This window comes from Dolichospermum flos-aquae CCAP 1403/13F, assembly GCF_012516395.1.
Taxonomy (GTDB): domain Bacteria; phylum Cyanobacteriota; class Cyanobacteriia; order Cyanobacteriales; family Nostocaceae; genus Dolichospermum; species Dolichospermum lemmermannii.
In genome coordinates this window covers 2275314-2294619 of sequence record NZ_CP051206.1, presented here as the reverse complement: position 1 = coordinate 2294619, position 19306 = coordinate 2275314, and the positions used below count along the sequence as shown (strand labels likewise).

The window sequence follows — 19306 nt, the reverse complement described above, 5'->3', positions numbered from 1 at the left end:
TGCGACTTTGCGCGAAACTTTCTTAAAACTTTCCTAACCTACACTACCTTCCAACTTCAAACTCAACAACTTATCAGCCTCAACAGCAAATTCCATTGGTAACTGATTAAAAACATCCTTACAGAAACCGCTAATCATCATCGAAATAGCATCTTCCGAAGAAATACCCCGTTGAGCAAAAAAGAACAATTGATCTTCACCAATTTTAGAAGTAGAAGCCTCATGTTCCACCTTACCCGTATTATTCTGAACTTGAATATAAGGAAAAGTATTAGCTTGAGCATTATCACCAATTAACATTGAATCACATTGAGAATAATTTCTCGCACCCTTAGCAGTGGGATTAATCTTCACCAAACCCCGGTAACTATTGCTAGATTTACCAGCAGAAATACCTTTAGAAATAATAGTGCTGCGGGTGTTTTTCCCAACGTGAATCATCTTACTTCCAGTATCAGCTTGCTGCATATTATTTGTTAATGCAACCGAGTAAAATTCACCGACGGAATTATCACCAATCAAAACACAACTAGGATATTTCCAAGTAATAGCAGAACCTGTTTCTACTTGAGTCCAAGAGATCTTAGAATTGACACCTTGACACAAACCACGTTTAGTTACAAAGTTGTAAATTCCGCCTTTACCATTGACATCACCAGCGTACCAGTTTTGCACAGTAGAATATTTAATTTCCGCATTATCTAAAGCTACCAATTCCACAACCGCTGCGTGTAATTGGTTGCTGTCGTACATGGGGGCTGTACAACCTTCTAAATAAGAAACATAACTTCCTTCTTCGGCGACAATTAAAGTCCGTTCAAATTGTCCTGTATCTCCGGTATTAATGCGGAAATATGTAGACAGTTCCATCGGACATTTTAAGCCTTTGGGAATATAAACGAAAGAACCATCACTAAATACAGCCGCATTTAAAGCTGCGAAATAATTATCAGCAATGGGAACAACGCTACCCAAATATTTTTTAATTAATTCTGGGTGTTCTTGTAAAGCTTCCGAAAAAGAACAGAAAATTACGCCATCTTTGGCAAGTTTTTCTTTATATGTAGTCGCAACAGAAACACTATCAAAAATCGCATCAACAGCAACGTTACTTAATCGCTTTTGTTCATTTAAAGGAATACCTAATTTGGCAAAGGTTTCCAACAAAGTAGGATCAACTTCGTCTAAACTGTTGAGTTTGGCTTTCTTTTGTTTCGGTGCGGAATAATAAATAATATCCTGATAATTAATAGGCGGATATTGGACATGAGACCAAGTTGGTTCTGTCATTTTCAGCCACTGATGATATGCTCGGAGACGATATTCCAGCATAAATTCCGGCTCATTCTTTTTGGCGGAAATTAGGCGGACAACATCTTCGCTTAACCCACGAGGAATAGTATCGGCTTCAATATCGGTAACAAAGCCGTACTTATAAGGTTGGTTGACTAATGTGGTGACGGATGCGCTCATCGGTTCTCTTGTGTTCTCTTTAAAGGACGGGCGACGGGTTGCACAAAGCTAATTCCCGTTTTCTGTTACCAATTCCTAACAGGACTGCTAGAATAGGTTTAACGACTAAAACAATTCGGCTGTTGTTTAATCTATTTTCATTGTACGATAGATTAACAACAACAATGTTGTTTAAGTTAAATTTTCAGAAAAAAAGTTTTTTATTTTGGGACGTTTGCGAAGCGTCTAGTAGAGAAGATGGCGACTACCCAGCAGACCTCAACTAAGCAAGATATCCTAGAGTATCTATTGAAACACTCACAAGCAACGGCTGTTGAGTTGGCTAACTTTTTCAATGTCAGTCCCCAAGCGATTCGTCGTCATTTAAAGGATTTAGAGATGGAGGAGTTAGTTCTATATTCGGTATCAGAACAACCGAGTATGGGCAGACCCCAGCACGTTTATCATTTGAGTCGGGGGGGAAGATCACATTTGCAAAAAAGTGCTAACCGCTTAGGTGATGGTTATGGCGAGTTTGCGGTTTCTCTCTTGGACACTTTAGCGGAAACTGTGGGACGTGACCAAGTAAAATCTATTTTACGAAAACAGTGGGAACGCAAAGCTCAAGAATATCATGAACGGGTGGGTAATGGTTCTTTGCAGGAACGGGTCGCAAATTTGATAGAATTGCGAAAGGCTGAAGGTTTTATGGCGGAGTTTCACGCTGTGGAATCAGATGCTAGTGGTGCGGAAAGATTTATTTTTGTGGAACATACCTGCGCTATTTCTGATGTTGCGGAATCTTTTCCCAGCGTTTGTGGTCATGAATTGGAAATGTTTGCGGCTATTCTTCCAGATTGTACTGTGGAACGGACTCACTGGTTGATTCATGGTGAACATCGTTGTGGTTATTTGGTGGAAAAAAGTTAGGTGGGGGTTAATTGTGTGCTTCTATACCCACCCGGAAATCAATTTCCGGGCTAATAGTTTAAGTACGTTAAAACGTACTCTGGTTAACTAAATAAATTGTTACTTTACAAAACCATTAAAAATATATAAACTAAATAAAAAATTTTATTATTTTTCAGGTATATATTTTGCATCCACAACAGATTAAGGAAAAACTAAAATCATTAATTAAGGAAGCATCAACTATAGATCGCAGTTTAGCAATTAGGTTAAACCAGATTAACAACTGGATTAAAGATGTGAAACCTGGTACACTGATGTCTAAACGTTTTGTTATTTTGTTTCTTCTGGAAATTATCGGAGATGCAGATGCTTGGATCAAATTTCAATCTTTAGCTTCTGAGGTAGAAAAACAATCTGCTTTGGATGCACTACCACCGACGCTGAAGTATTGGTATGGTGATCTATTTCCCAGGTGGTTGAGTAAAGAAGACAACAGATTTTATATCTGGAGAAAAGAGCTAATGGCGGGAAATTTTACTCAGGAAGATGCACTGCTAATAGACTCTATCTCTAGAATTATTAAGCAAGATGGTGGTACAATTGTCAAAAGATATATTGCTGATTTGTCAATGGCGACTGATATAATTGTTAGTGGTAGTCAGAATCAACCGCTTTGTGTACAAATTACTAGCCTAGCCGAAGAATTTTTGTTAGATAAAGTTACTGATTGGAAAGATAGACTAATTTTCTGGGAAATAGAAAGAGGTTTATTTTTAAGTTATAACCCTAAAAATCAGTATTTTGTTAATCAGATAGTGAATACATCATTAGATAATAGTGATCATCTAAATTCAGGTAGTTATCAGCAATTGATTTTATAGTTTTATATTTTTGAAATTGATATATTTTTACCAGAGGTAATTAATTATGGTAGCCGAAAAATTATCTGACCGTCAACAAAGATTAGCAAGTTTCTTAGAATCTGTAAAAGCTGCACAGCAATTACAAGATGATATTATGAAATATGGGTTGGAAGCGGCTGATTTATATTTTGAAGATATAGATGGTGATTGGTTAGAAACTTGGGGAGATGATGACGATGAACCGGGTTATATTGAGAAAATTACTACTTTCTTAGAAAGTGATGATGTGGTTGCGGTGGAGGTAAGAAGACGTTTACAGGACAAATCTATGGATGAAATTATTGGTGGTTTGGAATATTGTTTGAGTCAATTAACGGAGAAAGATCGGATTTTTGCAGCTAAGGATTTTTTAGTTGGTGATGTTATAGTTTCTGGAAGTTGTCGCGCTTCTGGTAATAGTCATATTGATGAGGTTGAGTTGTTGGAGTTAGCGGAAGATTTGATGGAGAAGTTGAGCGAGATTTTGGGGTAATTATTATTTAATTAAGGTGCAATAAATATGGGTAAGGGATTTGCTAAGAAACAAAAACAAGGTAAGTTAAAGCGCAGAGATTATTTAGATTTTTTACATCAAATTTTAGGGACAATTAGAGAGGATAAAGCTGATATAACAAGAAAAATTATAGAGGATGATTTAGATAAACTAGATCGGAATTTTCTATCTATATTTAGAGATTGGGCAACTAACACTCTGTTACAATTAGAACCAGATAAAGCTTATGAAAGAGCTTTATGTATTGCTAATTTAAGTAAATATATTAGACAGTTACGAGATGGAAACCAATCTAACAATTTAAAAATTGCGATTCTTTGTTGTGAAGTAATTGAAATTATTTTTAAGAGTCATATAGATCGAGAAGATTGGGCTATAAATAATTTGAATTTAGCTAGTCTTTACATGGATAAATTTGATAGCATTTCTTTTTCTGAACAGCAAGAAAATATAGAAATTGCTATTCATTATTGTAAATTCGCATCAGAAAAATTTAATTCAAAAAAATACGGATTAAACTGGGCTTTTACTCAAGCTATTCTAGGCAGAGCTTATTCTGAAATATTAACTCAGAATATCACTAAAAAAACAGAATACTTAGAATTAGCAATTACAGCTTATAATAATGATGTTTTAGATATATTTAAACAAAACCGATGTTTTGAAGAATGGGCAAGATGTCAAATAAATTTAGGTATTATATATGATGAAAGAAACAAAATTAAGGGAGAAAAAAATCCAGAAAATTACAATTTAGCATTAACAGCTTATCAAGAAGCATTAAAAGTATATAATCCTAAAAACTTTCCTATTGAATATGCTCAAATTCAGTATAATCTAGCCATTACTTATGAAATTTTAGGAAAAATGGATGCTGCAATCAACTGTTATAAAATATCCTTCGATATTTTTAAATCTCAAGAATTACCTAGTAAATTAAAAGATGTTGCTGATAAACTTGGATATTTAGCTTTTCAATATCAATTTTGGGAAACTGCTATTGAGGCTTACAAATATGCTATTGAAGCAGTTGAAAAAATTAGAACTTGGTCAAATTCTGAACAGAATAGGGAAGAATTTTTAGAAAAATATATTGAAATTTATCAAAACATAGTACAAGCCTACATCAATACAACCCAAATAGATAAAGCCTTTGAATATTGTCAACACTCCCGTTCTCAACGTCTAGTAGACTTAATGGCAAGTTTCAACCTCTCCCAAGGTGAAAATATACCTCCAAAAGTCCAAGGATTATTACAAAAATACGAAGAATTAACACAACAAATTCACATAGAACGCCAAAATTATAAATCAGAAAATAACCGCCATACGACCCGCGCTATTTGGCAGGTATGCGATAAAAAAATAGAATTATTAGAAACTGCAAAACAAAAAATTTGGGAACAACTCAGAGGAGAAGATCCCATTTTAGCAGGTGAAATTCAAGTTAAACCTCTGAGTTTATCCGAGATTCAGCAATTAATTGATCATTCTAAAACCGCTATTCTCAGTTTCTACACTACCAACTCTGACACCCATATTTTTATCATTACCCAAGACTCAATTTATCTCCATACCTGTATAGGTGAAGGTTTAGAAAAATTACAAAAATGGATTGAAAAAGAGTGGTTATTAAATTATATCCATAATTATAAAACATGGCAAAATAAGATGGAATATTTTCTTCATGAACTTGCTGAAAGATTACAATTATCAAAAATCATCCATCAATATCTTCAAGACATAGAAGAATTAATTATAGAGCCTCATTTATTATTACATCAAATACCTTTTGCTGCTTTACCTACAGGAGAAAATAAAAAATATTTAGTAGATAGATTTTTAATTCGTTATACTCCCAGTTGTCAAATTTTAGATTTTTGTCATCAAAACCAAAAAAAGAAATGCCTAAATTTAGATGTTCAATATTTCCAATATGGTACAGTGGCAGATACCGTAGATAATGATCCTCTACCTTTTTCCAGATGGGAAGAGGAAGAAATTGCTAAAATGTATAATATTCCAGCAAACAAAAGATTAATAGGTAGTAGTCAAGCTACGGTTCAAAATTTCCGAAAATTAGCTGAAAATGTGCAAACTCTCCACTGCTGTCACCATGCTGTATCTTGTTTATATAATCCTTTAGAATCTCATTTAAACTTAGGCGGTGGTGATAGTATTACTTTAGGTCAATTAATGTCTCCTAGTTGGCGTTTCCCTAATCTTGTAGATGTGTTTCTTTCTTGTTGTGAAACCATGGCAAGCGCATCTTATTTTTAGAATGCTTACTGGACAAAGGTTTTGACGATTGTTAAGTTTTGTAACTAAAAGTTAAAACCCTTGCTGGGCATGGATTACAGAATTTAGGTGCGTTTGCCCTGGTTGTGAAACTAATTTAGGTCAACCCAATATAACTGATAATTTATTGACACTTTCTACTGGTTTTTTATGTGCTGGTGCGACAAATATAATTAGTTCTTTGTGGATTGTTGATGATTTAGCAACTGCGCTATTTTCTATCTTTTACTATCAACAAAGACAAGAGGGTAAAAATCGTCCAGAAGCACTAAAAGAAGCACAAATTAAATTGCGGGAATTAAGAAAAGCAGATTTAGAAGAAATCTCCCAAGCAGCAGAAAATCAACGTAAACAAGCTAGAACTCAGAAAAAACAATATCCCCAAGATTCAGCAGAATATTTAGAGTGCGATCGCCAATATCAAAAATATGCAAAAATATCAATAGCAATTGATAACATCCAAAAATCAAAAGGAGAATTGCCTTTTGCACATCCCCGTTATTGGTCGGCTTTTATTGCTCAGGGATTACAACAGGGCAAGCGCATCTTATTTTTAGAATGCTTACTGGACAAAGGTTTTGACGATTGTTAATTTTTGTAACTAAAGGTTGAAACCCTTGCTGGGCATGGATTACAGAATTTAGGTGCGTTTGCCCTGGGGATTACAATAATATCAAGTTAAAAATTGACAACCTTTTGTTATCAACTCCCTTTGATCAATCATTTCCTCTAATTGAAACTGATGATAGTGATATAATAGAATAATTAAAACTGCGAGGTGAATTTTTATGGTAACTATAGCACCTACTCACAGCGACACTCACACCAATAGCGTCATCCTCCATAATATTTCTTGGAATACTTTTGAACAAATTTTATTAGAAACAGGTGATGATCGCCATAACAGGTTTACTTATAATCAGGGAATCTTAGAAATTATGACTCCATTAATGCCCCATGAACATAATAAAAGATTGATAGAAAAAATAATTGATACTTTAGTTGAAGAATTAAATCTCAATGTCAAAAGCACTGGTTCATTAACTTGTAAAAGAGAAGATTTAGCTAGAGGTGTAGAACCTGATTCTAGTTTCTATATTCAAAATGAACCAATTATGAGAAATAAAACCAGTTTAGATTTAACTCAAGATCCCCCACCTGATTTAGTAATAGAAGTTGATTATGCTAGTTCTTCTATTGATAAATTACCGATTTATTTAGCTTTAGGTGTTCCTGAAGTTTGGCGTTATGATGAACCTGTGATGCAAATTTATAGTTTATCTGAGGATAAATATATTCCTTGCAATGGTTCACCAACCTTTGCGAATTTACCTTTAAATACAGAAATCCCTCAGTTTTTAGCTTCTAGTTTACAAGTGGGTGAAATGTCAATGATTAAGAATTTTCGGAGTTGGTTAAAAACACAAATTTCCTGATTAAATTAAGAAGTCGGGGATCTGGGTATTATGTTTTTTAAGGTTGAGTTACTTATTGCTGGGCTTTTATTGCTCAGATGTTACAATAATATGATTTAATGGTAGAAAGGCAATTAAACAGAATTTTGAATTTTTATGGATATTTCACCCAATCAATCATCAACCCAATTTTTATCTTCTGAAGAATCTGCCCAAGTTGATGCGGCTTTGTTGTCTTCTCCTGAAAAGTTTTTAAGTAGATTGACAATTTCTTCTTTGCGGATTTTACAACATATTGCTAAGGAATATGATGTTCCTATTGAGGAGTTAACGACAAAGCAAATTATTACCTGGTTTGAAATTGATGCCAAAATTAGACGTGAGAGAGGCATTGAGGAAGCATTTTTGAAGTGGTAGTAAATAATCCGTCATTCGTAGACTGCCAGCTTTTTGATTGCAATGCCTTGAAACAAGCGGGATAACTACTAGAATTAGCGAAAGCAAACTAATTATATTAATCTGTCCATTGCTTGCTTGTCTATTTGTTGCGTCGCAGTTTCAGACTCGTTAACCTGCTCTTGCTGAGAAATTAGAGCAATATATTCATCAAAATTGACTCCTCTGTTTTCAATTCTTTGACGTAATTCAGGCTCGTCCATTAGTATAAGCAAAAAATCTTTCAGAACAAGCTTTGTATTCCATTGTCTAGCAGCCCATACTTCATCGGCTTCTTCTTTCCCAAAAGTACCCACAAATTGGTTATAGAATTCATGATCACTAATCTCTTGATCATGAGTAAGTGCAGCATGAGCATATTTCAAATCATCTTTCATTTCATCAAGTAAAGGTTCAAGCTCATTCTGGATTAAACTTTTATCATCTGGTTTGGAAGTATTTTCAACCTTACCCAAGACTTGAGAAGTATATGTTAGCTTTTCCAAGAACTCAAGTAATTTTCTCTCGGATACTTTTATCTCTTCCGTTTGTCTAATGTTATTCCAATCAATAACTGCAACCCAAATATTCTCTTCTTCAGAATATTTCACTATTCCATCTACTTCTAAGTCTTCGCTATAAAAAGTCAGTGATTGACCATCTTTTAATTCAATTTTTTGCCTGGCTAAATCATCAATAGTACCAATACAATTTAAACGAAGACAACCCTGTTCATCAGCGTTATTAAAATCAGCAAAAACTCTCAATCTATTACCTACAAGTTTTTGTTGGTTATTATCTTCCGGCGATTTTAAAGAATGTGCTGGTGTGTTCATAGATAACCTCCATGACTATTGTTGCTTTGGTTTAGGTATTGTAGGTGTTAGAAGATTACTGATTTGTTCTGGAGTTAAACCAGTTAGTGTTGCATGATAACCTCTTCCAGAAGTTCTAATTACATCACCACCTGCTTTACGAACTTCTCCCACTTTTGTAACACCTATTTGCCCATGAGGAATTACTTTTACTAATTCCTCTATTGATAATCCTACCTCACATTGTATGGAAATTCCTGTTATTCCACTGGGATGAGTACCTATTCCCATTTGGATATCTTCTGGACGGTTGCGGCCTCCTCGCACTACTAAGGCTTCATCTGGTATTTTTTCCACAGGCTTAAACTTGAAAAATCATGTACCTTAGACTTAGAAAAGATAGAATAACATATATTTAGTGCATCAACTAATTTTGCATAAGAGTTGAAATAACAATATGGCGATCGCTGATACTATCGAAGAATCAAAGCTTTTGCGTCTGAGGAACTGGTTGAGTAGTTTCCGTGGCGATTTGACGGGAGGATTAACAGCAGCAGTAGTAGCATTGCCTTTGGCTTTAGCTTTTGCTGTAGCCAGTGGAGTCGAACCAAAAGCGGGACTCTATACTGCTATTGTTGCGGGAATTGTGGCGGCCATTTTTGGCGGTTCTCCAGTCCAGATTACCGGACCAACGGGGGCAATGGCCGTGGTTTTGGTGGGAATTGTTGCTAAATACGGGATTGAGAAAGTTTGGATTGCTGGAGTAATGGCTGGTATGATCCAAATTGCTTTGGGTGTAGCCAAACTCGGACAGCTAGTGAAGTTTATTCCCTACCCAGTAACGGCAGGTTTTACTAATGGGATTGCTGTTATTATTTTTTGTGGTCAATTAAATAATTTCTTTGGTTTAAAACTACCCCGAAGTGAACATTTTTTGCCGGGAGTTTGGCAAAGTTTAACTCATGTAGAAGCTTTAAATTGGGCAGCAGTGGGACTGGCAATTGTGGTAATTGTCACTACAGTTTTGTGGCCGAAGATTAATAATACCATACCCGGTTCTTTAGTGGGGTTGGTGTTAGCGACGGGAATAGCTACTTATTTCCATCTGAATGTTCCCACAATTGGCGCAATTCCCCAATCTTTACCAATGCCTCAAGGGATTCCTCACTGGAATGATTTTAGTGTAATTCGAGAACTAATTAATCCAGCTTTGGCTTTAGCAGCATTGGGAAGTATAGAATCTTTATTATCAGCGGTTGTGGCTGATGGGATGACGGTCAGTGAGAAACATAATAGCGATCGCGAATTAATTGGTCAAGGGTTAGCAAATATCATTGTCCCATTTTTTGCTGGTATTCCTGCCACGGGGGCAATTGCGCGAACTGCTGTTAATGTCCGTTCTGGTGGAAAAACCCGACTATCTGGAGTAATTCACGGTGCTGCATTAGCCATGATTGTGCTAACTTTAGCACCCCTAGCGGCACAGATTCCCCTAGCGGCATTAGCGGGAATCCTGATGGTAGTTAGTGTGCGAATGATTGAATGGGAAGCCATTGGTTTATTAATGCGGGCTACCTATTCTGACTTTGCGGTGATGATTCTGACTTGGTTGGTAACAATCTTATTTGACTTAGTTCTCGCTGTCGAGGTAGGATTAATTGCTGCCGGCGCTTTGTTCATCAAACGCATGAGTGATTTAAGTTTAGTGAAGATTCCCGAAACCGAAGTATTCCCCCCCGGAACTTCGCTAGAATTAGGGAAAGAAATTGCTGTTTATCGAGTAGATGGTCCGGTATTTTTTGGGGCTGCGGAGAGATTTGCTACCTTTATTCGAGATGAACCAGAGGTAAAATACTTAATTCTGCGGTTGCGGTTTGTGCCAAATATGGATACCACTGGGTTAGTAGCGTTAGAGGATATTTACCACGACTTAGAACGCCATAATTGCCGTTTAATTCTCACAGGTTTACAACCGGAAGTTAAACAACTGCTAGAACGTTCAGGATTATTAGAAACTATTGGTTTATCAAATTGTTTTGAAACAACCACAGATGCTATTTGTTCTATTTCTCCCCAGATTGTCGGATGTTTGCAACCGGGCGCAACTGATTTAAAATCAAAAGAATTGCTGGAATTAAATGACTAATCAAATATGAATAAAAATATCAATCAGTGTCTTTGTTGTTCTAGTCGTCGTCATTTTCTGAGATCTTTCCTTCCGGGAGTAATAGCCTTTACTGTCCTGCAATCAGCGCAATCAGCTAAGGCCGAAGTTCATCAAACAAAAGCGTTAGTTCTCAGTTGTATTGACTTTCGGTTTTTAACAGCAGAACAGTCTTTTTTAAGGAATAAAAATCTCACAGATAAATATGATTTAACAGCTTTAGCAGGTGCTTCATTAGCTTTAACAGGATTCCCCCACCCATCTGATGCTGAAGCATTTTGGGATCAGTTAGATATCTCCTATAAACTCCATCATATCAACAAAGTTATTATTATTGATCATCAAGATTGTGGGGCTTATGCAATGATGATTGATCCTAATTTAAGTAAAGATCCAGAACGAGAGTTGCAAGTACATACAGATTATTTAAATCAAGCGTATTCATCAATTCGCAGTCGCTATTCTGATATTGAAATTGAAATGTATTTTGCAACTCTCAATCAAGGAGAATTTCCACAAATTTTCCCAAAACTTGAAAAATGAAACATTAAAAATTGTCAAATCAAGAATTATTAACCGTAAGAGTTGTTTACTCTTTCTTTGGTCATAAATTGCTACAAAATCAGCAAAATATTAACGAAATATTAACGAATTTTTACGGCTGTTCCTGTGGCTGTAATGACTAATAAAACACCAGATTGATCAACATTAATTGTGCCTGTATCAACGGCAATACCGACAACAGCATCTGCGCCTAAACGTTGCGCTCTTTGTTCTAATTCTTCCATTGCTTTCCGTTGTCCTTCTTCAAAGAGACGCTCATAGCTGCCAGTGCGGCCACCGACAATATCTCGAATACTCGCTAAAAAATCCCGCAGGAAGTTGCTACCATAGACAACTTCGGCTGTAACAATACCTAAGTATGATTGAATTACAGCACCTTGAATAACATCAGTAGTAGTTAAAAGCATAAATTTAGGTAAAATAGGTAATTATGGCCAAATTTAGGGAGAAATATCCGTTGATACTTCATTATACCTGTAATTTTGTGTAATTTATCAGTACCGATTGGCGAAAGGATTAATTTATTGCTATAATTCCGAAGGTGTCAAGTGATTTAAGAAATTATTAATATTGTATAAATGTGAATAAATACAGATTACAAAGATTAATATTTTTGTTTTAATGTAGGAATAAAAACGGTTTAAGAGAATTTAGGAAAATTTACTATGTACAAAAAAACATCACTTCTGTTAACTACTTTATTATTAGGATGTTTATTTATTAGTACACCTGTAGTAGCGAAAGCTGATGTCTTAGTGACACAGGCGAATAATCCAGAGTTAAAAAACTTGATAGATGAGGGGAAAAGACTGGTAGATTCTAAAGATTATAATGGAGCGATCGCTGTTTATCAACAAGCAGCAAAATTAGATCCCAAAAATGAGAGAATTCATGCTGGTATTGGCTACTTATATACTCAACAAGGCAATTTTACCTCAGCCTTAGATGCTTATCGTCGAGCTATTGCCATTAATCCTAATAATAGTGATTTTTACTATGCTGTGGGTTATCTTAAAAGCAGTACGAGAGATAACAAAGGTGCAAAAGAAGCTTACCGTCGGGCTATCCAGTTAAATCGCAATAATGTCAACGCCTATTTAGGATTAGGAGTTGCTCAAACTAGCTTAGGTGATTATCAATCAGCCCTGTGGGCTTATGAACAAGCAGTTAATTTAGATAAAAATAATCCCCGCACCTATGAGTTAATTGGTTCTATGTTCAAACAAAAACGGCAAACTCCACAAGCAAATAAAGTTCTCAGGAAAGCATTAGATTTATATCAGCGGGGAAATGATCCAGAAGGCGCTGCCAGAATACAAACAATGTTGCAAGAAATAGGCGGTTAAAAGCACCTCATAGGATTCAGATCCCCGACTTCTTCAAGAAGTCGGGGATCTTTTTATTCACCAAATCTAGAACTCGTTATTTGCCAGTTCCTTGTTAAAACCTTGGGAATGCCACCCAAAGAAATGGTATGACTTTTCTCAAGTCAATACTTACCAAGCTGCTTTACCTTTTTTATATATACTACCTGTAAAAGGCTGTACCCCAGTCACAGGATAGGCATCATTAGCAGGGGTGAAAATCCGCATGAAGGCTTCAGAAATAAACTGAGCCATATCAATAAACATTTTGGAGATAGTCATAATACTATAGCCCCTTTTTTAAGTCTTTTAATTGGTGATATCTGCACTTTAATACTGTGATGATCTCTTTGCCCATATTCTTCATATATATATACTAAACACAATCTTTTTTTAGATAACTTTGCAATAATTTATAATCTAGATTGTTATAACTTTTTTAGTTGATGGGATGATGATTCTCGTCCGGTTTCCAACCAGGAATATCAAGCAATTTTAGCTGATATTCCCGTTGAATGTGCTAATATTTAAAGTCTATGGGAAGCAAGAAAAGCCTCAACTTCCGCCGCAGTGGGTTGGGATGCGATCGCACCTGGTTTAATAGTAGTTAATGCTCCCACAGCACTGGCATAGGTGACAATCCTGTTTGCTGTATCTCCGTCTTTAAGGCTGTGAATCCCAACTTGTTGTAATTGATGAATAAACCCAGCCAAGAAACTATCTCCTGCACCAGTGGTATCCACTACAGACATGGAAAACGCCGGGATTTTACCTTCATTTTCCCCTAAACAATAGGCACAACCATTTTCACCATCTGTGACCAAAACCCCTTCCAAGGAATTGAGTCTATAAGTAATTGCTCCTGGATCAGTAGTATCAAATAGCCAATGTGCTTCCTCTTTGGTTAGTTTGAGAAAATCAAATCGCTTTAATAATGCCAGAATTTTGCTCTTAGCTGTATTTTCATCTTGCCAAAATACTGGTCGCCAATTGACATCGAGAATAATTTTTAGGTCATATTGTTCTGCTAAGTCTAAAGCCCGCAAAACAGCTTTTTCACTGTCAGGATAGGCTAGTTCTAAAGTTCCCACTACCAAAAAATCAGCTTCATTAAAAAGCGCGGGTGGCAATTTTGCAGATTCTAGACGGGTATCAGCAAATTCGGAAGTATCATATTTACCAAAACCTGCAAAAGTGCGATCGCCCCCCAAATCTCTAACCACGTATACTTGTCTAGTTGGTGCTGTAGAATGACGTTGTACACCCATTGTATCTACACCAACATCTTCTAATAATTTTACCAGTGTATTCCCTGCTTCATCCTCACCCACAGCACCAATAAATCCGGCTGATGTCCCCAACTTCACCAAAGCACAAGCCACATTAGCAGGCGCTCCTCCGGGGTAGGGAGTCCATGATTTCACTGCATCTAACTCAAGTCCCAATTGATCAGCTAAACAATCAAACAAGACTTCACCAAGACATAAAATAGAGGGATTACTCATTGCATTTTTGATTTTCGATGGGGCATGATCTAAATTTAGTTTGACACTAATTGAAAATGAAGCTCCAGATCATCAGGTTTCCAGAATTATTTAACGCAGATAAACGCAGATAAACGCAGATAAATTACGTGTAAAGTTAAAATAAATACCCTTGATTTGTAGCATCTGTGACTACAAACCTAAAATTAAAAGAAAATCTTGATATTAGTATTATTAGTAACATTTAAAACTATCTACCTCGGAAAGAATCTTCTAGAATGAGGAATAAGATTTGAGTACATATACTAAGGGAGAAATAGTAAGTCATGGCTACTAGTGAGCCTGGGACCCGTGTTAGTCTGTCAGACAGAGAACTGCAAATCATCGACTTAGTGGCCACAGGCTTAACTAACCAAGAAATTGCGGTCAAACTGGAAATTAGTAAACGGACAGTTGATAACCACATCAGTAATATTCTCACCAAGACAAAAACTGATAACCGTGTGGCTTTGGTGCGTTGGGCTTTAGAATGGGGTAAAGTCTGTTTAGATAATGTTAATTGCTGTTCGTTTCCCCTGATGAATGATGAAAGTATGTCTTAATCAAGCAGCTAATTAATCTAGCTTTTTTGCTATTTTGTAGATTGCTGATTGAGAGGATGGGTGGTTGATTTACGCTGTTGTGTACTACTCTGCATCTTTAAAAAGTCAGATAAAAACACAGGTATTTAGAGGCGTAAATCAATTATCCTGCAAATTTGATCAAATATATAGATTGACAATTTTGCAGAAGATGTGACTGAAAAATTAGTTTTTTGTAAAGTAATATTACAAACCTTGGAAAAATATTGAGAAATTGTTTTTGAGGCAAACATAGATTTAAGGTAGAAGCTAGAGGACAAAATTGAGGCCAGTTTTAAAATGAACACAAATAATATTCAAAACTATCGCTTTGTCTGTACCTTAACTTTTGGTGATATTTACGGTCAAATTATTATTTGGTTAATTACGATTACCATTAGCTTGGCTTCAGCTTTAGCTCTGATGGGTGCAAAAAGACCAGTATACGCTTTAGCTACAGTAGGTCTTGTTGTTCTCTTATCTCTACCTTTTTTACTTTTTGCCTTTGTGACGACTTTATTAAATAATATTGAACTCAATGCTGTAGAGCCAAAAACAAAGACAGAATCAATCTCAAATAATATTCCCCAACAAAACCCAGTCCAAGCAACTAGCTAAAAGGAATTTTATCAATTTAGAATTTCTCTATTACCCTGTCTTGTAGATGGGGAATTTTTTTATAATCGGTGGTTGATAATGCTCGAACATGATGTAATTATTGTTGGTGGCGGTTTAGCTGGATGTCGGGCTGCGCTGGAAATCGCCAGGACTGACCCTAGTTTAAAGGTAGCGGTAGTTGCCAAAACTCACCCGATTCGCTCTCATTCTGTGGCTGCTCAAGGTGGAATGGCGGCATCTTTAAAGAATGTGGATGATACCGATTCTTGGGAAGCACACGCTTTTGATACTGTTAAGGGTTCTGATTATTTAGCAGATCAAGATGCAGTCGCAATTTTGACCCAAGAGGCCCCAGATGTGGTGATTGATTTAGAACATCTGGGGGTGTTATTTTCTCGTTTACCTGATGGTCGCATTGCTCAACGGGCTTTTGGTGGTCATTCTCACAACCGCACTTGTTATGCGGCTGATAAAACCGGTCATGCAATTTTACATGAGTTGGTGAATAATTTGCGCCGTTATGGTGTGCAAATTTACGAAGAATGGTATGTAATGCGCCTGATTTTGGAGGATGGTCAGGCTAAGGGTGTGGTGATGTTTCACCTCTTGGATGGACATATTGAGGTATTACGAGCAAAGGCTGTGATGTTTGCCACCGGGGGCTATGGTCGCGTTTATAACACGACTTCTAATGATTATGCTTCCACTGGTGACGGTTTGGCAATGACCGCTTTGGCTGGTTTGCCTTTGGCAGATATGGAATTTGTCCAATTTCATCCTACCGGTTTGTATCCTGTGGGCGTGCTGATTTCCGAGGCTGTGCGCGGTGAAGGGGCATATTTAATTAATGCCGATGGCGATCGCTTTATGGCCAATTATGCCCCCAGTCGCATGGAATTAGCCCCTCGTGATATTACCTCACGGGCAATTACCTATGAAATCCGGGCTGGTCGTGGTGTAAATACTGATGGTAGCGCGGGTGGTCCCTTTGTCTATCTGGATTTACGCCATTTGGGTAAGGAAAAAATCATGAGTCGTGTTCCCTTTTGCTGGGAAGAAGCCCATCGTTTGCTTGGTGTAGATGCTGTGACTCAACCGATGCCTGTGCGTCCTACCAATCATTATTGTATGGGTGGTATTCCTGTCAACACTGACGGACAAGTTAGAAGTAATAATGATAGTTTTGTCGAAGGCTTTTTTGCTGCTGGAGAAACTGCTTGCGTGTCGGTTCACGGTGCAAATCGTCTCGGTAGTAACTCCTTATTAGAATGTGTAGTTTATGGTAAAAGGACTGGAGCAGCGATCGCTAATTATGTCCAAAATCGGCAATTACCATCCATAGATGAAACACGCTACATCAACGAAGCCAAAGAACAAATACAACTCTTAATAGACCAACCAGGACAGTACAGAATTAATCAAATCCGTCAAGCTTTTCAAGATAATATGACTGAAAATTGTGGCGTTTTCCGCACCGACGAAGTAATGCGTCAGGGATTAGAAAAAATCGCCCAACTACAACAAAAATATTCACAAATATATTTAGATGACAAAGGAAAAAGCTGGAATACAGAATTAGTTGAAGCCTTAGAACTACAAAGTTTAATGGTAGTTGGACAAACCATTTTAACTTCCGCCCTCAATCGCCAAGAAAGTCGTGGCGCACACTTTAGAGAAGACTTTGCCGAAAGGGACGATAATAAGTTTTTACAACACACCATGGCTTATTATTCACCAACAGGAATTAATATTCAATATCGTCCCGTCACAATCACAATGTTTGAACCAAAAGAGCGAAAATATTAATTAAAATCATCCCGTAGGGGCGCAGGGCCCGCGCCCTTTCCGAAGAACTGCGCCCTTTCCAGCTATTTTAATCATATTTAATATCACTGTCTAACAAATAAATATATTTTTTCTAAAATATACCCACAATGAGAGACTGTTACAAAAATGGTAACAACAGTTGAATTTTGTCATTTATCCTAGATAATCTTCTAAATACACTGTCATAGCTACCTTAGTCTATACCAAGTTCACCAATGAACAGAAAACCATATCTGATAGCAGTTACAGGGCTTGCTGTTTTATCCATACAGGCTCTAGCATCACCAAATGGCTTGGCATTTCCCCAACCAAATCATCATTCCAACTCTGTCATAGCCCAAAACTCGGAGGAACAAACGCGCATTCGAGTGAATCAAAAAGCCAGTCCAGCGGTAGTTTATATCAACACAGGTAAATCAAGCGGCAGTGGCTTTATTGTTAGTTCTGACGGGTTAATTATTACCAATGCTCACGTTTTGCAAGATGCACCCGCAACCGTTACTGTAGTTTTAGAAGACGGGAAACGACTTCCTGCTAACGTGATTGGCTTTGCTAAAAATGGAGTAGATTTAGCAGCAATTAAAATTCGTAACCAGAAGAATTTACCCACATTATCTTTAGCAAAATCAGCCCAAGTGGGACAGTCTGTATATGCTATTGGTAGTCCCTTCAGCTATGACAATCAAAATAATTTTACTGCCGGTGTTTTGAGCAATCTTGACGAGCAAGATGGTATAATTAAACATGATGCTAGAATTAATCCCGGTAATTCTGGTGGTCCACTTCTCAATTCCCAAGCCCAAGTTATTGGCGTAAATACTGCTATTCAACTTGATAGAAATGGCAGCAATAGTGGTATTAGTATTGCCATCCTGGTAAATAAAATACAACCTTTCTTAACGGCAATTCGTCAGGGAAATATTTCCCGTTTACGGCGCTAATAGTCTGTTGAGAATTTAGATTGGTATCAGCTTCTAGCTAGTTTGTCTATCTGGACAGGCAGGATGCCCACCCCACAGAAATTAAATGTCCCTTTCCCAAATTAGGAGATTTAAGAAATGATGAAATTAACATTATTAACCACACTGTTCTTAACCACTACATTAGCATCTACTCCTGTTTTTGCTCAAGAAGACGCTAATAATCAAATTCGCTTTATCTGTTCTACAAGTCGTTACTCCGAAAATGGAAAGTCTGTTCCTACCACTTTTCTTTGGACACCAAATTTCCAAAAAGCAATGGTGACTTGGACATCTGTTTTAGGAGGAGTTAAACCACAACAACGTTGTAAAATAGTTTCTCAGAACTTCCAAACAGCTTTTAATAACGGCAGTCTTAATTACGTTACCAATGCTTTTCAAAACGGTAATAAAGTAATTTGTTCTGTGAGTTCAATTGATGGTGGTTGTGATACTGTATTATTTACATTACGACCTCAAGACAAGTCTAGGGATGTTCTCAAACAGTTAAACAAACTCTGGTTTGGCAGTGCTACGACAGTACCTATTGCACAAAGTTCTGGAGAAGATAAATTTTACATTGATATTCGCCAATTTCTAAATACACCACCAGCGAATAAAATGCAATAAAGAAGATTCTCAAAAATTGTAGGTTGGGTAGAACGAAGTGAAACCCAACTAATTTAAGGAAGTTATCAAGAAGTGTTGGGTTTCGTTCCTCAACCCAACCTACTTAAAGAAGTTGTCAAGAAGTGTTGGGTTTCGTTCCTCAACCCAACCTACTTATTTAACTAATGATCATGTAATCAATCCAGGTGAATCTTATCGCATTCAAGCACCAGATTCTCAAAAATTGTAGGTTGGGTAGAACGAAGTGAAACCCAACTAATTTAAAGAAGTTATCAAGAAGTGTTGGGTTTCGTTCCTCAACCCAACCTACTTAAAGAAGTTGTCAAGAAGTGT

21 protein-coding genes are annotated in these 19306 nt (G+C 36.8%); 15 read left to right on the top strand and 6 right to left on the bottom strand.

The genetic code is table 11. The features are described 5' to 3' along the window. Positions 1-33 precede the first annotated feature (33 nt). Complete coding sequence (sufB, locus tag HGD76_RS11330; RefSeq protein ID WP_027401841.1) at positions 34-1473, bottom strand: Fe-S cluster assembly protein SufB; 1440 nt, start codon at positions 1471-1473, stop codon at positions 34-36. 237 nt (positions 1474-1710) lie between these two features. Between sufB and sufR the strand changes: the two genes are divergently transcribed. The 7 genes from sufR to HGD76_RS11295 all read left to right on the top strand — a co-directional run bounded on the left by sufR (position 1711) and on the right by HGD76_RS11295 (position 7910). Beyond that, positions 1711-2382: an iron-sulfur cluster biosynthesis transcriptional regulator SufR gene (sufR, locus tag HGD76_RS11325; RefSeq protein WP_168695844.1), complete on the top strand. Its 672-nt coding sequence runs from the start codon at positions 1711-1713 to the stop codon at positions 2380-2382. 167 nt (positions 2383-2549) lie between these two features. Continuing rightward, entirely contained in the window at positions 2550-3245 is a 696-nt protein-coding gene (locus HGD76_RS11320; RefSeq protein ID WP_168651106.1) for a hypothetical protein, read from the top strand. 46 nt (positions 3246-3291) lie between these two features. Beyond that, positions 3292-3759, top strand: a complete 468-nt coding sequence (locus tag HGD76_RS11315; RefSeq protein ID WP_168695843.1) for a hypothetical protein — start codon at positions 3292-3294, stop codon at positions 3757-3759. A 27-nt stretch (positions 3760-3786) separates the two neighbouring features. Next, a complete protein-coding gene (locus HGD76_RS11310; RefSeq protein WP_233467185.1) occupies positions 3787-6060 on the top strand; it encodes a CHAT domain-containing protein in 2274 nt (757 codons plus the stop codon). A 73-nt stretch (positions 6061-6133) separates the two neighbouring features. Next, positions 6134-6670 (top strand): CHAT domain-containing protein, encoded by a 537-nt coding sequence (locus HGD76_RS11305; protein ID WP_267904373.1) that lies wholly within the window; start codon positions 6134-6136, stop codon positions 6668-6670. Between the two features lie 196 nt (positions 6671-6866). After that, a complete protein-coding gene (locus HGD76_RS11300; RefSeq protein ID WP_210967770.1) occupies positions 6867-7514 on the top strand; it encodes a Uma2 family endonuclease in 648 nt (215 codons plus the stop codon). Between the two features lie 135 nt (positions 7515-7649). Further along, positions 7650-7910 carry an NDH complex assembly factor CRR9 gene (locus tag HGD76_RS11295; protein WP_168695842.1) on the top strand — a complete coding sequence of 87 codons (261 nt, stop codon included), beginning with the start codon at positions 7650-7652 and terminating at the stop codon, positions 7908-7910. A gap of 92 nt (positions 7911-8002) precedes the next feature. Here HGD76_RS11295 and HGD76_RS25345 read toward each other — a convergent pair whose 3' ends face one another. Then, positions 8003-8764: a hypothetical protein gene (locus HGD76_RS25345; protein WP_233467182.1), complete on the bottom strand. Its 762-nt coding sequence runs from the start codon at positions 8762-8764 to the stop codon at positions 8003-8005. A 15-nt stretch (positions 8765-8779) separates the two neighbouring features. Next, positions 8780-9100, bottom strand: coding sequence for a flavoredoxin (locus HGD76_RS11285; RefSeq protein ID WP_168695841.1), 321 nt, complete (start codon positions 9098-9100; stop codon positions 8780-8782). Between the two features lie 100 nt (positions 9101-9200). On the opposite strand from HGD76_RS11285, the gene HGD76_RS11280 reads away from it, so the two are divergent. Next, the gene (locus HGD76_RS11280) at positions 9201-10889 is read left to right on the top strand and encodes a SulP family inorganic anion transporter (RefSeq protein WP_168695840.1); all 1689 of its coding nucleotides are present in this window, start codon (positions 9201-9203) and stop codon (positions 10887-10889) included. Positions 10890-10895: 6 nt separating this feature from the next. Continuing rightward, positions 10896-11450 carry a carbonic anhydrase gene (locus HGD76_RS11275; RefSeq protein WP_168695839.1) on the top strand — a complete coding sequence of 185 codons (555 nt, stop codon included), beginning with the start codon at positions 10896-10898 and terminating at the stop codon, positions 11448-11450. Between the two features lie 101 nt (positions 11451-11551). On the opposite strand, the gene HGD76_RS11270 is transcribed toward HGD76_RS11275, so the two are convergent. Further along, positions 11552-11878 (bottom strand): YbjQ family protein, encoded by a 327-nt coding sequence (locus HGD76_RS11270; RefSeq protein WP_027402424.1) that lies wholly within the window; start codon positions 11876-11878, stop codon positions 11552-11554. 258 nt (positions 11879-12136) lie between these two features. Between HGD76_RS11270 and HGD76_RS11265 the strand changes: the two genes are divergently transcribed. Beyond that, the gene (locus HGD76_RS11265) at positions 12137-12817 is read left to right on the top strand and encodes a tetratricopeptide repeat protein (protein ID WP_015080928.1); all 681 of its coding nucleotides are present in this window, start codon (positions 12137-12139) and stop codon (positions 12815-12817) included. Positions 12818-12967: 150 nt separating this feature from the next. On the opposite strand, the gene HGD76_RS11260 is transcribed toward HGD76_RS11265, so the two are convergent. Continuing rightward, the gene (locus tag HGD76_RS11260; RefSeq protein ID WP_168695838.1) at positions 12968-13117 is read right to left on the bottom strand and encodes a nicotinate phosphoribosyltransferase; all 150 of its coding nucleotides are present in this window, start codon (positions 13115-13117) and stop codon (positions 12968-12970) included. Between the two features lie 245 nt (positions 13118-13362). Further along, on the bottom strand, positions 13363-14340 hold the full coding sequence (locus HGD76_RS11255) for a carbohydrate kinase family protein (RefSeq protein WP_015080930.1): 978 nt from the start codon (positions 14338-14340) through the stop codon (positions 13363-13365). Positions 14341-14645: 305 nt separating this feature from the next. Between HGD76_RS11255 and pedR the strand changes: the two genes are divergently transcribed. From pedR to HGD76_RS11230, 5 genes are all read left to right on the top strand, one after another. Beyond that, positions 14646-14921, top strand: a complete 276-nt coding sequence (gene pedR / locus HGD76_RS11250) for a photosynthetic electron transport-dependent transcriptional regulator PedR (RefSeq protein ID WP_168695837.1) — start codon at positions 14646-14648, stop codon at positions 14919-14921. 318 nt (positions 14922-15239) lie between these two features. Then, on the top strand, positions 15240-15557 hold the full coding sequence (locus HGD76_RS11245) for a hypothetical protein (RefSeq protein WP_168632141.1): 318 nt from the start codon (positions 15240-15242) through the stop codon (positions 15555-15557). A gap of 78 nt (positions 15558-15635) precedes the next feature. Continuing rightward, positions 15636-17363 (top strand): succinate dehydrogenase/fumarate reductase flavoprotein subunit, encoded by a 1728-nt coding sequence (locus tag HGD76_RS11240; protein ID WP_168695836.1) that lies wholly within the window; start codon positions 15636-15638, stop codon positions 17361-17363. Positions 17364-17599: 236 nt separating this feature from the next. After that, positions 17600-18325, top strand: a complete 726-nt coding sequence (locus tag HGD76_RS11235; RefSeq protein WP_168695835.1) for a S1C family serine protease — start codon at positions 17600-17602, stop codon at positions 18323-18325. Between the two features lie 117 nt (positions 18326-18442). Further along, positions 18443-18973 carry a COP23 domain-containing protein gene (locus HGD76_RS11230; protein WP_168695834.1) on the top strand — a complete coding sequence of 177 codons (531 nt, stop codon included), beginning with the start codon at positions 18443-18445 and terminating at the stop codon, positions 18971-18973. Positions 18974-19306: the final 333 nt, after the last annotated feature.

Coding starts and splice junctions, on each gene's coding strand:
- sufB (WP_027401841.1), bottom strand. CDS start 1,473: ATGAGCGCATCCGTCACCACATTAGTCAACCAACCTTATAAGTACGGC.
- sufR (WP_168695844.1), top strand. CDS start 1,711: ATGGCGACTACCCAGCAGACCTCAACTAAGCAAGATATCCTAGAGTAT.
- HGD76_RS11315 (WP_168695843.1), top strand. CDS start 3,292: ATGGTAGCCGAAAAATTATCTGACCGTCAACAAAGATTAGCAAGTTTC.
- HGD76_RS11310 (WP_233467185.1), top strand. CDS start 3,787: ATGGGTAAGGGATTTGCTAAGAAACAAAAACAAGGTAAGTTAAAGCGC.
- HGD76_RS11300 (WP_210967770.1), top strand. CDS start 6,867: ATGGTAACTATAGCACCTACTCACAGCGACACTCACACCAATAGCGTC.
- HGD76_RS11295 (WP_168695842.1), top strand. CDS start 7,650: ATGGATATTTCACCCAATCAATCATCAACCCAATTTTTATCTTCTGAA.
- HGD76_RS25345 (WP_233467182.1), bottom strand. CDS start 8,764: ATGAACACACCAGCACATTCTTTAAAATCGCCGGAAGATAATAACCAA.
- HGD76_RS11280 (WP_168695840.1), top strand. CDS start 9,201: ATGGCGATCGCTGATACTATCGAAGAATCAAAGCTTTTGCGTCTGAGG.
- HGD76_RS11275 (WP_168695839.1), top strand. CDS start 10,896: ATGAATAAAAATATCAATCAGTGTCTTTGTTGTTCTAGTCGTCGTCAT.
- HGD76_RS11270 (WP_027402424.1), bottom strand. CDS start 11,878: ATGCTTTTAACTACTACTGATGTTATTCAAGGTGCTGTAATTCAATCA.
- HGD76_RS11265 (WP_015080928.1), top strand. CDS start 12,137: ATGTACAAAAAAACATCACTTCTGTTAACTACTTTATTATTAGGATGT.
- HGD76_RS11260 (WP_168695838.1), bottom strand. CDS start 13,117: ATGACTATCTCCAAAATGTTTATTGATATGGCTCAGTTTATTTCTGAA.
- HGD76_RS11255 (WP_015080930.1), bottom strand. CDS start 14,340: ATGAGTAATCCCTCTATTTTATGTCTTGGTGAAGTCTTGTTTGATTGT.
- pedR (WP_168695837.1), top strand. CDS start 14,646: ATGGCTACTAGTGAGCCTGGGACCCGTGTTAGTCTGTCAGACAGAGAA.
- HGD76_RS11245 (WP_168632141.1), top strand. CDS start 15,240: ATGAACACAAATAATATTCAAAACTATCGCTTTGTCTGTACCTTAACT.
- HGD76_RS11240 (WP_168695836.1), top strand. CDS start 15,636: ATGCTCGAACATGATGTAATTATTGTTGGTGGCGGTTTAGCTGGATGT.
- HGD76_RS11235 (WP_168695835.1), top strand. CDS start 17,600: ATGAACAGAAAACCATATCTGATAGCAGTTACAGGGCTTGCTGTTTTA.
- HGD76_RS11230 (WP_168695834.1), top strand. CDS start 18,443: ATGATGAAATTAACATTATTAACCACACTGTTCTTAACCACTACATTA.